Annotated in this window: 12 protein-coding genes and 2 pseudogenes; 6 read left to right on the top strand and 8 right to left on the bottom strand. The window is 43.1% G+C overall.

From position 1 onward, the window contains the following. A partial coding sequence (locus tag ACRN9H_RS19190; protein ID WP_432315796.1) for a hypothetical protein occupies positions 1-213 on the bottom strand: 213 nt, incomplete at its 3' end. Between ACRN9H_RS19190 and ACRN9H_RS19185 the strand changes: the two are divergent. Then, a pseudogene (locus ACRN9H_RS19185) lies at positions 190-921 on the top strand (IS3 family transposase); the annotation flags it as partial. The gene ACRN9H_RS19190 and the pseudogene ACRN9H_RS19185 sit on opposite strands and share 24 nt — an antisense overlap. Before the next feature lie 7 nt (positions 922-928). Here the strand turns inward: ACRN9H_RS19185 and ACRN9H_RS19180 are convergent. The 6 genes and pseudogenes from ACRN9H_RS19180 to ccmA all read right to left on the bottom strand — a co-directional run. Further along, positions 929-1,095, bottom strand: a pseudogene (locus ACRN9H_RS19180) (IS982 family transposase); the annotation flags it as partial. A gap of 422 nt (positions 1,096-1,517) precedes the next feature. After that, positions 1,518-2,006 (bottom strand): cytochrome c maturation protein CcmE, encoded by a 489-nt coding sequence (ccmE, locus tag ACRN9H_RS19175; protein WP_011982115.1) that lies wholly within the window; start codon positions 2,004-2,006, stop codon positions 1,518-1,520. Beyond that, positions 2,003-2,203, bottom strand: coding sequence for a heme exporter protein CcmD (ccmD, locus tag ACRN9H_RS19170; protein WP_432315793.1), 201 nt, complete (start codon positions 2,201-2,203; stop codon positions 2,003-2,005). Before ccmD ends, ccmE begins: the two co-directional genes overlap by 4 nt. Further along, positions 2,203-2,949, bottom strand: coding sequence for a heme ABC transporter permease (locus ACRN9H_RS19165; protein WP_432315791.1), 747 nt, complete (start codon positions 2,947-2,949; stop codon positions 2,203-2,205). The genes ccmD and ACRN9H_RS19165 overlap by 1 nt, the downstream gene beginning before the upstream one ends. A gap of 1 nt (position 2,950) precedes the next feature. After that, positions 2,951-3,637, bottom strand: coding sequence for a heme exporter protein CcmB (gene ccmB / locus ACRN9H_RS19160; RefSeq protein ID WP_432315789.1), 687 nt, complete (start codon positions 3,635-3,637; stop codon positions 2,951-2,953). A gap of 11 nt (positions 3,638-3,648) precedes the next feature. Continuing rightward, a complete protein-coding gene (ccmA, locus tag ACRN9H_RS19155; protein ID WP_432315787.1) occupies positions 3,649-4,296 on the bottom strand; it encodes a cytochrome c biogenesis heme-transporting ATPase CcmA in 648 nt (215 codons plus the stop codon). A 317-nt stretch (positions 4,297-4,613) separates the two neighbouring features. On the opposite strand from ccmA, the gene ACRN9H_RS19150 reads away from it, so the two are divergent. Further along, positions 4,614-4,913 carry a c-type cytochrome gene (locus tag ACRN9H_RS19150; protein ID WP_432315785.1) on the top strand — a complete coding sequence of 100 codons (300 nt, stop codon included), beginning with the start codon at positions 4,614-4,616 and terminating at the stop codon, positions 4,911-4,913. Positions 4,914-4,981: 68 nt separating this feature from the next. Here the strand turns inward: ACRN9H_RS19150 and ccmI are convergent, their stop codons facing one another. Then, on the bottom strand, positions 4,982-6,232 hold the full coding sequence (gene ccmI / locus ACRN9H_RS19145; protein WP_432315783.1) for a c-type cytochrome biogenesis protein CcmI: 1,251 nt from the start codon (positions 6,230-6,232) through the stop codon (positions 4,982-4,984). A gap of 403 nt (positions 6,233-6,635) precedes the next feature. Here ccmI and ACRN9H_RS19140 point away from each other — a divergent pair, with 403 nt between their 5' ends. From ACRN9H_RS19140 to ACRN9H_RS19125, 4 genes are read left to right on the top strand one after another with little or no spacing between them, the layout of a single operon-like run. Next, positions 6,636-8,615: a heme lyase CcmF/NrfE family subunit gene (locus ACRN9H_RS19140; RefSeq protein ID WP_432315781.1), complete on the top strand. Its 1,980-nt coding sequence runs from the start codon at positions 6,636-6,638 to the stop codon at positions 8,613-8,615. 11 nt (positions 8,616-8,626) lie between these two features. Continuing rightward, entirely contained in the window at positions 8,627-9,181 is a 555-nt protein-coding gene (locus tag ACRN9H_RS19135) for a DsbE family thiol:disulfide interchange protein (protein WP_220774564.1), read from the top strand. Next, positions 9,178-9,657 (top strand): heme lyase NrfEFG subunit NrfF, encoded by a 480-nt coding sequence (gene nrfF / locus ACRN9H_RS19130; protein ID WP_432315779.1) that lies wholly within the window; start codon positions 9,178-9,180, stop codon positions 9,655-9,657. The genes ACRN9H_RS19135 and nrfF overlap by 4 nt, the downstream gene beginning before the upstream one ends. Continuing rightward, the gene (locus tag ACRN9H_RS19125) at positions 9,654-10,241 is read left to right on the top strand and encodes a TlpA disulfide reductase family protein (RefSeq protein ID WP_220774566.1); all 588 of its coding nucleotides are present in this window, start codon (positions 9,654-9,656) and stop codon (positions 10,239-10,241) included. Before nrfF ends, ACRN9H_RS19125 begins: the two co-directional genes overlap by 4 nt. Positions 10,242-10,568 lie beyond the last annotated feature (327 nt).

The raw sequence follows: 10,568 nt of genomic DNA, 5'->3' as shown, positions 1-10,568 counted from the left end.
GATGGTAGTGTGGGGTCTCCCCATGTGAGAGTAGGTCATCGCCAAGCGCCTAATTATCTCGATGAGATGTAACGAAGCCAGCTGAATAAGCTGGCTTTTTTGCGTCTGCAATTTGGCAGAAATAGTGTATTTATCCGCCAATATCGATGCTTTATCCTTCCTGCTTCCTCCCCCATAATGCTCATCATGCAATGTGAAATCAAAGCGATACATATGCAAAGTAACCACTCAGTAGGTGCGAGAAACATTGCTACTATCGCTTCTGAACGTGGCTTTGCACTAAGTCGTTATCGAGCAACTAGACTAATGAAAAAGCTAGGATTAGTCAGTTGCCAATAACCCAAACACCACTACAAAAAGGCTGGAAAGTAGCATGTTGCCATCCCCAATATACTCGAACGACAATTTGCAGTGGTTGAACCAAACACCGTCTGGTGTGGCGATGTCACTTACATTTGAGCGGGTAATCGCTGGTGCTATTTAGCGGTTGTGCTGGACTTATTTTCAAGAAAAGCTGTGGGTTGGGCAATGTCATTTTCACCAGATACTGAGTTAACGCTGAAAGCACTGGAAATGGCATTTGAATCACGGAGTAAGCCTAAAAACATGATATTTCACTCGGACCAAGGCAGTCATTACACTAGCCTTAAATACCGTCAACGGCTGTGGAAATAGAACATGAGTCGCCGAGGCAACTACAGGGATAATGCGCCAATGGAGCGATTTTTCAGGAGTTTAAAAATGGAATGGGTGCCAACGCAAGGCTATAAGAGTTTTATTGAAGCTAAACAAGATGTGACTGATTATATTATTGGTTATTACAGCCAAGTCAGGCCACATCATTACAATGCAGGATTAAGCCCAAATGAATCGGTGCGAAGATTTTGGGAAGATTCTAAAGCCGTGGCCAAATTTAGTTGATGACTACAAAGTCACGATGATGAGATGTATGGAAGAGTTTGATAATTTTCATTATTTCACTCATTTCTGCTCTGACATTGGCGTTTACCATTTGTTAAGCACTTTTTTCCATTGTGGGATAAATACAGCATAAAAATCATCGACATCAAAAAATACATCCACTAAATTATCCATAAGTCCTCTGCGTGATGGGTTCCTTCTTGGTCGAAAGTTCTGATCATAAAGAGGTCGTTTAGTCCAGTTTTTTATCCTGAGTTCAGGTTAATTAATGGAGTTGGTATTATTCACCAGAACCAAATCCGCTGGAATAGGTATGGCAGATGCGTTATTAAATAGCTGTTTTAGTGGATATGATAATATTGTTGGATTACATCGAAGGTGTTTATTTACGAGCGACAAAAGGTATTGCCGCTGTGCTCTTGAGAATGGATAAGGCTGAACAGTTAATGGATTACATGGTCTGAATAATAAGTAGTCTTAGATGCAGGTAAAACTTGAATAAATACCTATAACTATGCAAAGTAATCGAATAAAAAAGCCTCACTAATTATTAAGTTAGGAGGCTTAGTGTGTATGCTTTACGAATTAACTAAAAGTTACTTAGTGTCTGGTGCCTTTTGTTGGCTGTAATCCAACTTTTCGTGCTTTTGGCCCATGGCTTCGGCAACTTCTGGTGGCATGTAGTTTTCATCATGCTTAGCCAGTACTTCAGTCGCTTCTAGCTTACCATCAGCACCGAGTACACCTTGCGCCACAATACCTTGTCCTTCACGGAATAGATCGGGCAGTAGATCGTCATAGGTGACCAGTACTTCGCCGCCTAGAGAGTCATGCACAGCGAACTGTACATGTAAGCTCTTAGGGTCTCGTACCATAGAACCGACTGTTACCATTCCGCCGACACGAATACGTTGGCCAATTTCAGGTTTTACGCCAGTGTCTGTTTTGCCGTGGACAATTTCAGACGGAGTATAGAATAAGTTCAAGTTGGAGTTCAGCGCATAGAGCAAAAGCGAAGTAATCGCAGCAACGCCACCGATTAATGCTACAGCTAATGTCAGTCTTTTTTTGCGTCTTGGGTTCACGATTTAGTACTCCTAGTTTCTTTTAGGCGTTCTTCTCTATCCATCTTCTTCGCGATATCAATTAACACCTTACGCTTTTGGCGTGCGCTGGTAATGATGAGCGTAGAGAGGCAGAAGAAGGTCACTCCGTAGGATAGCCATACATAGAATGCATAGCCGCCCATATTAAAAAAATCACTGATTGATTCGAATTGCATTATTTGACCTCCTCAGCCTTAGCTAGTTCACGGACCCAAGGGCGCATGCCATTTCTTGCTAAAATTTCTGCTCTGAATCGCACAATAGTGATGGCAGCTATCATGAGACCGAAGCCAAGCATATTGATTAACAGTGGATAGAGCATTTCTGTCGACATAGTCGACTTCTCGGTAATGCGTATTGTTGACGGTTGATGTAATGAGCTCCACCATTCAACTGAGTATTTGATGATGGGGATATTGATCACACCGACTATCGCTAGGATCCCTGCAGCACGAGCCGCGAGTACTTTATCCTCAAATGAGGCATAGAGTGAGATAACACCTAAATATAAGAACAGTAATACTAGCTCAGAGGTTAAGCGTGCATCCCAAACCCACCATGCGCCCCACATAGGTTTACCCCATGCAGCACCGGTAAAGAGGGCAATAAAGGTGATTACTGCACCGATAGGCGCAATAGAAGCCGCAGCCCAGTCGGCAAGTTTGATCTGCCACACTAGCCCAATAAAGGCTGCTGTTGCCATACCCATATACGCCGCCATTGACATAGAAGCGGCCGGAACATGAATAAAGATAATACGGTAGCTATCACCCTGCTGATAATCAGTAGGTGCGAAAGCGAGTCCCCATATGGTGCCCACAGCGATGAGCAGACCCGCTAAGGTCGCAAACCATGGAAATAATGTTCCTGATAACTTATAGGCGCGTTCAGGATCCGCGTAAGGGTGTAACCATTTCCACATTTTAGTTAGTACTCACTCGCAGAGATGCACCAATTGCAAAAGGTGCTAAGGTTAACGATCCGATCAGCATAGCGCCTATTATAGCGAGCTGACCATCATAGGGTAAATTCATTCCTGCCGCGTCTATGGCACTCGTTGCAAAAATGAGTACAGGGATATATAGGGGCAAAATAAGTAAGCTGAGTAATACGCCACCTTTTCTAAGGCCGACGGTTAATGCGACACCAATGGCGCCTAATAGCGATAATACTGGCGTGCCTAGCGCAAGAGTCGATATTAACGCACCATAACTATTGCCATCTAAATTAAGTAATACCGCTAACAAGGGTGCGATAATAATCAGTGGCACTCCGGTTAAAATCCAATGTGCTAAAACTTTAGCTAATACTAAAATCGCTAAAGGCTGTGGGCTCAATAACATTTGCTCTAAGCTGCCATCACTGAAGTCCGCTTTAAAGAGTCTTTCAAGTGATAACATTGATGCTAATAATGCCGCCACCCAAATGATTCCTGGTGCCACACGAGCTAACATTTGTGGCTCAGGGCCTATTCCGAGAGGGAACAAGGTCACAACCATAATGAAGAATAAAAGCGGGTTAAAAATATCGCCACGATGACGAATGGCAATTTTAAGATCTCGCTGTAACAAGGTGAAAAACGCCTGCGTAAAATTGATGCCTCTTTTCATTTTTTCTGACCTTATATGAAGCGATAATCTAGACGAATTTTACGAAGCCTATCATCTTTGATAATGCCCATATCTTGGTGAGTCGTGAGGATCACGCAGCCCCCATTATCAGCATGCTGAATAAATAATTGTTCTAATTCCTCGACACCTTTTTTATCAATCGCAGTAAAAGGCTCATCAAGGATCCAAATTTTGCAGTTGCTGTGCCACAGTCTCGAGAGTGCTGTTCTGCGATGTTGGCCTGCGGATAAATGCCCCGCAAGCGCCTCTTCAAAGCCAGTTAAATTGACTTTGGCTAAAATGGCTGAGGTATCAAAGTCATAATAACCACTGATTCTTAAATTGAAATTAAGGTTTTCTTCTGCGGTCAGCTCGCATTTCACTCCCGCTAGGTGGCCTAAATACAATAGGTCTTGATTATATTCGTCGCGGCAGCGATTAATGTCTTCATCAATATAAAAAGTGTGTCCCGCGTATGGACGGGAAAGGCCTGCTAATATGCGTAATAAACTGGTTTTTCCTGCGCCGTTAGGGCCTTCAATTTGTACTATGTCACCAGCATGGATATCAAAACTTAATTCATCAAAAAGGATGCGTTCTTCGCGGATACAGGTCAGCTTATTTGCTGATACTAATGTTTTTGTTGTTATATTTGCCACTGAACCCTCTATCTCAAGCCGGAAGGAAACACAAGTCATTCTAACACAAACATTATTGTACGTTTACCTTTGGTTTGTACTAGATGTCAGCAATTTGATGTGGTTCCAATAACAGCAATATTTATCGAACTTTTTTACGATTTGCTAATATATTAACGAATTTACAACCCTTGTCGCCTGATTCATTTTGTGTTGAGATTCTAATCACAAAAAGATGAGATTTATTGAAGTTTGTAGTAATCTTAGCTCGTTATAATGAGTCTGCCTTAGTAAGGGCAGCGCCGAGCTTTGTACGTATTTGCATTAGGAACACGAAGATGAAAAAACTGTTAGCAATAACTGCAGTCGCTGCTTTGACTATGTCAGTCAACGTATCAGCTCAGGAAGCTGAAGCTATCTACAACAAGGCATGTACCGTATGCCACAGCATGGGTGTTGCCGGTGCTCCAAAAGTGCACAACGCTGCAGAATGGGAACCACGCCTAGCGAAGGGTGTTGATGCTCTAGTGAAAAGTGTGAAAACCGGCTTAAATGCTATGCCACCAGGTGGTATGTGTACTGATTGTACTGATGAAGATTACAAAGCTGCTATCGAATTCATGTCGAAAGCTAAGTAGTTTTTAGCTGTTAAAAAAACCGGCAAAAGCCGGTTTTTTTATATCTAGAATCTGCAATGATTAATAAATTATTGCACTTGAGTATCGAGCACTAGACTTGCGCTATCACCCACTGCAACAGTATTAATCTTTCCTTGAATATCACCCGTCTGTGGCTTGATATTACCGTGCTTAGAAAGTACAGCTATCACTTCAACATTCGCTGCATCACTTAACCTTGTGTCCCCACCCATACCGCTACTGTCATCTAACGTCACTGTAATTGGGAAAGACTTAGCGCTGACTTTCGTTGCTGCTAATGGCACTTTTGGCCCTTCAGTCGCACGAGCAAAGATAAAGATAGTGTCTTCTGGACTAGCTTTCGCTGCAAGTTCTGCTGCGATAGATATTGTGATATTTACCGATTTAACGCTGCTGGCTTTCACTTGTTTATGAGCATTATCATCTGGCATTCCTGCAGTTTCAGACTGCATACGCAAGTTTGCTGTTTCAATTGCATTCATCAGTGCAGTACGGTCAACATCGGCGCGATCGCTATCTAAAATAGCTTGCCAAGAGGCAATAGCCTTCTTGTAGTCTGCCGCAAAGAAAGCATCCATACCGACGAGCAATAATGTTGAAGGGTCTTGAGCATCCATCGCTAATGATTCATCGATAATAGCTTGGATTTGTGGTGTCATCTGTTGGCCTGCTTTGTAATACATCGCAGTCGCTTTTGGTCCTAGCAATTCAGCTTGCTTGCCAACCAATGCTATGACTTTATCAAATGCAGCAATGGCTTTGTCATATTGATTTGCCGACACATATGCATGGCCTAAGGTAAACCAAGCTTGGCTATTTTCAGGTTCAGCCTTCACTTGTGCTTCCATCATCTGTACGCGTTGCGCCATAATCTGTGCCGCATCCATACCTGCGTGTGGATTCGCCGATTGGACATTGCCTATATTTTGGAAGTCACCTAAGTGTTGGTACATGTAGCCTGAAATAGCAACTAAACAGATAGACATCATAGATGGCCATAGAATAGTCTTCGGCTTGATTGAGTTAACTAGGGAGTCATCACTTGCTTGTTTGATGTCCTGAAGTAGACTGATTTCTAGTTCTTTTTTTAAAGCATCAAATTCAGCCTTATCTAATAACTCTTCATGTAATTCTTTCTCAAGCACAGCTAGCCGTTCATTGAACAATTCAAGGTTCGTCTGTCTACGTACTCCGGCCTCTTCTGCGATTAGCAATTTTTGCTGTCGGAAGTGCGGGATCCAAATCAGCATAAGGCCGACGAATAGAACAAGCGCAATAAAAATCCAAAATGTTGTCATATGTTTCTATATTCACTTTAGTTTGCAGAAAGCGGGGTAACCGCTAGGCTTGGAAGCAAGATTATACGTAAAGATGCTTAATTGAACAGTAATATAAGGTAATCCTTGTACCGAAAGCTTATAGTTGGGCACTGGTTCACAAATTAATTCTTCGGGTAAATTCTACATGAAACTTAAGTGCCATTAGTTGGTCACATGCAGAACTGTAACTCTTTCGCGACAATTATTGACCTTAAAAATTGAGAATGAGACAAGTAACCCAGTTTTGTACGAAAGAGGCAGACAGGAACAATAGCAAATACTAAAATGAGCAAATTTTTGTGCATTTGCGTGATAATAACATGTTGTGCGTTGATATAGAGTCTTTCTAAATCAACATATTATTGAAGACTGAGGAAAACCCATGATCCCAGAACTTGGACACTTTGCGTTGATAATAGGAATGGCATTTGCCTTCTTACTGATCAGCGTCCCCCTAATAGGTGTTGCCCGAAAAGATCAATACCTTGTTAGGTATGCTTGGCCGTTAACGTACGGAATGTTCTTTTTTATCACTTTATCCGTTGTCGTGCTGGGCTATAGCTTTGCCGTCGATGATTTCTCAGTCGCTTATGTAGCACACCACTCTAACTCCCAGTTACCTATCTTCTTTAAGATCGCGGCCGTATGGGGCGGCCATGAAGGGTCACTGTTATTTTGGGTGTTTGCTTTATCGACTTGGGCAGCCTCGGTAGCTTTATTTAGTAAAGGCTTAGAGGAAGTGTTTACTGCACGCGTATTGGCAGTATTGGCAATGATTATTATGGGCTTTGGCCTATTTATGATACTTACCTCTAGTCCATTTGAACGTTTATTCCCAATACCTGCTGAAGGTCGCGATTTAAACCCAATGCTGCAGGATGTGGGATTAATCTTCCATCCGCCGATGCTGTATTTAGGTTATGTGGGCTTTTCAGTGAGTTTTGCGTTTGCGATTGCCGCACTGATGAGTGGCCGTCTCGATTCTGCTTGGGCTCGCTGGTCTCGTCCTTGGACATTAGCAGCGTGGACCTTTCTTACGGGTGGTATCGCCCTCGGTTCTTGGTGGGCATATTATGAGTTAGGTTGGGGAGGATGGTGGTTCTGGGATCCGGTTGAGAATGCCTCCTTCATGCCTTGGTTAGTCGGTACGGCTCTTGTTCACTCTTTGATCGTGACCGAAAAACGTGGCGCCTTCCGTAACTGGACTGTATTGCTATCGATTTTTGCTTTCTCATTAAGTTTGTTAGGTACCTTCATTGTTCGTTCTGGTGTATTAACTTCAGTACATTCATTTGCAGCTGATCCAAGCCGCGGTATGTTTATTCTGTTGTTACTTGGCTTAGCCATTGGTGGTTCACTGACTCTGTTTGCCTTCCGTGCCAGCGAAATGAGCAGTCCAGCCCGTTTTGAGTTAAAGTCTAAAGAAACCATGCTACTGGTTTGTAACGTTTTACTCACGGTTGCCGCCGGTACAGTGCTCTTGGGTACGTTATATCCATTACTTATCGATGCGCTCGGGATGGGTAAGATCTCCGTAGGACCTCCATACTTTAACGCTGTGTTTGTGCCTATTGTCTTAGTCTTATTTGGTTTTATGGGCATAGGTCCGATTATCCGCTGGAAAAAATCTAAAGCGGGTGAGTTGAGACGTCAGCTATTGATCCCTGCAATGGTTGCTGTGGCAATCGGTGTGGTCACTCCCTTTATCGTTGATGGTGTATTCAATATTTGGGTTACCCTGGGTATTACTGCGGCAACTTGGATCGTATTGGCAACAGCGCGTGCGGCTTACAATATGGTTAAGTCGAAAGAAGGTGATATCAGTATTAACCGCATAGGTCGTAGCCAGCTCGGTATGATCTGCGCGCATCTAGGTATTGCAGTCTCAGTGATTGGCGCCACTATGGTATCGAATTACTCGATTGAGAAAAGTGTCCGTATGGGGCCGGGCGTAAGCCAAGAACTCGCGGGCTATACTTTTAAGTATCTTGAGACCAAAAACGTAGTCGGTCCTAACTACACTGCAATGCAGGGACAGATAGAAGTCTACAAAGGCGATGAGCTACTGACATTACTCAAGCCAGATCGCCGTCAATATAATGTGCGTACTATGGACATGACAGAAGCGGGTATCGACTGGGGTCTGTTCCGTGACTTGTACGTCACTATGGGCGATCCGATTACCAGCACTGAATTTGCAGTTCGTTTGAACTACAAGGCATTTGTCCGTTGGCTATGGTTTGGAGCTATTTTCATGATGGTTGGCGGGTTCTTAGCCGCATCTGATAAACGCTATCGTGCAAAAGCCACTGCTACAGTTGAGCCTCTGGCCGAAAAAGCAAAATTAGCAACGGCTCACTAATTGGGGAATGTATGAAGAAGTTGGTTCTGTTTATCCCATTGGTTATATTTCTCGCCATGGGGGTGTTTCTTTATAAAGGGCTATTTTTGAATCCGCAGCAATTGGATTCAGCACTGGAAGGAAAGCCGATGCCGGCTTTCCAACTGGAAAGCTTAGAAACATCAGCTGAGATTATTACGAATGAGCAGTTAAAGGGTAAGGTTGCACTATTTAACGTATGGGCGACTTGGTGCCCATCTTGTAAGTATGAGCATCCCTTCTTAGTGATGTTAAAGCGTAAAAATCTTCTGCCAATATACGGGATCAACTATCGTGACGAGCGTGCTCCTGCATTAGAGGAGTTAACACGTCAGGGCGATCCTTATAACGTCAATATTTATGATAAAGATGGCCGTTTAGGATTAGACCTAGGCGTTTATGGCGCACCAGAAAGCTTTATAGTTGATCACAATGGTATTATCCGTTTTCGCTATGCTGGTCCAATCGACCAACGTGTCTGGAGTGAAACGCTTTATCCTATGATCCAACAATTACAAGCTGAAGCGACGAAGGATGGCGCATCATGAGAATGCTGACAAAAATTATCGGTGGTCTAGTGCTGTTATTCAGCATGACGACCGCTGTCATGGCAACCCCCGTTGATACTTATGAATTCAAAACACCTGAAAATCAAAAGCGTGGTTTGTCTTTGGCCCATGAGTTACGTTGTCCACAGTGTCAAAACCAGAATTTGATCGACTCTAATTCACCGGTAGCTCGAGATCTGCGCCTTGAAGTCTTCAAAATGGTCGATGAAGGTAAAGGTGACAACGAGATCATCGAGTTTATGACCAGCCGTTATGGTGAGTTTGTATTGTATAAGCCTAAAATGGAAACCAAAACCTATGTTCTCTGGTTAGGTCCGATTGGTTTATTGCTCATGGGTTTAATCATTGGTTTTATCTTCATTCGAAAGCAGCGTATTGTCGGTAATGTTCCGAATGAAATAAGTGCTGAAGACCAACGTGAGTTAGATACTTTGCTGAAGCGTAATCAGAAATGAAGCATAACATCGCAGTAATATTAATCTTATCATCTGTGTTTTCGTTTGTTGCTGGCGGGATAGCCCACGCTTATCCCGGCATGCAGCAAGCGGCTAAACCGATTGAATCTACCGTTGATCTGATCAATGTATTGCCAAAGACGTTTCCTATTGAGCCAGTTCCTTTTAATGACGTCGATGGTAAGCCCATCGACTTCAGTCAATTTAAAGGCAAGGTCATTATGGTAAACATGTGGGCCACCTGGTGTCCGCCTTGCGTAAGAGAGCTACCCGCAATCGAAAGACTCGCAACTAAGTTCAAAGCTGAAGACTTTGTAGTATTGCCTATTTCTATTGATGCTGAAGGCAAACAGCAGGTGCAGCCGTTCTTAAGTTCGTTGGGCATGGCAAATTTCAACTCTTACTACGATCAGCCACAAAGTCTTGGGGACGTTTTTCCACTCGATACTATTCCTGCGACCTTTATCTTAGATCAACAGGGTCAATTGATTGCCTTTGTTCGAACTTATGTTGATTGGGACGATGCCAAAGCAACTTCGCTAATCCAAGGTTTTATTGATAAAGGCACTAAAAAGCCTGATTAATCGTCATTTTGCACGCAAAACAAACACCGCTGTGTAAAAGCTCGCCATGCGATCGTTTTTCATTAAAAAGCCCTTGCAGAAAATCTTCTGCTGCCTATAATACGCATCCACTGACACGGCAGACAGCGAAAGCTAGCTGACGAGTTAGATTGAATTGAATGGCTTTTAACCACTTAATTCAATTGCAGCAAGAAGTTGTAAAAAACTCCTTGACGCACAATGGGAAATGCGTAGAATACGCAGCCCTAGCCATCTGGAAGCATTCGATGCTCAGTGTGGTACTCAAGTTCTCTAATGAGATTGAGTTGCTCTTTAACAATATAAAAC

The sequence above is a fragment of the Shewanella sp. MF08487 genome (assembly GCF_050848685.1).
Taxonomy (GTDB): domain Bacteria; phylum Pseudomonadota; class Gammaproteobacteria; order Enterobacterales; family Shewanellaceae; genus Shewanella; species Shewanella glacialipiscicola.
This window is presented reverse-complemented; position numbering and strand designations above follow the sequence as displayed.

What these genes read in the sequence shown, in the direction of transcription:
- ccmD (WP_432315793.1), bottom strand. Translation starts at nt 2,203, where the DNA reads ATGCAATTCGAATCAATCAGTGATTTTTTTAATATGGGCGGCTATGCA.
- ACRN9H_RS19165 (WP_432315791.1), bottom strand. Translation starts at nt 2,949, where the DNA reads ATGTGGAAATGGTTACACCCTTACGCGGATCCTGAACGCGCCTATAAG.
- ccmB (WP_432315789.1), bottom strand. Translation starts at nt 3,637, where the DNA reads ATGAAAAGAGGCATCAATTTTACGCAGGCGTTTTTCACCTTGTTACAG.
- ACRN9H_RS19150 (WP_432315785.1), top strand. Translation starts at nt 4,614, where the DNA reads ATGAAAAAACTGTTAGCAATAACTGCAGTCGCTGCTTTGACTATGTCA.
- ccmI (WP_432315783.1), bottom strand. Translation starts at nt 6,232, where the DNA reads ATGACAACATTTTGGATTTTTATTGCGCTTGTTCTATTCGTCGGCCTT.
- ACRN9H_RS19140 (WP_432315781.1), top strand. Translation starts at nt 6,636, where the DNA reads ATGATCCCAGAACTTGGACACTTTGCGTTGATAATAGGAATGGCATTT.
- ACRN9H_RS19135 (WP_220774564.1), top strand. Translation starts at nt 8,627, where the DNA reads ATGAAGAAGTTGGTTCTGTTTATCCCATTGGTTATATTTCTCGCCATG.
- nrfF (WP_432315779.1), top strand. Translation starts at nt 9,178, where the DNA reads ATGAGAATGCTGACAAAAATTATCGGTGGTCTAGTGCTGTTATTCAGC.
- ACRN9H_RS19125 (WP_220774566.1), top strand. Translation starts at nt 9,654, where the DNA reads ATGAAGCATAACATCGCAGTAATATTAATCTTATCATCTGTGTTTTCG.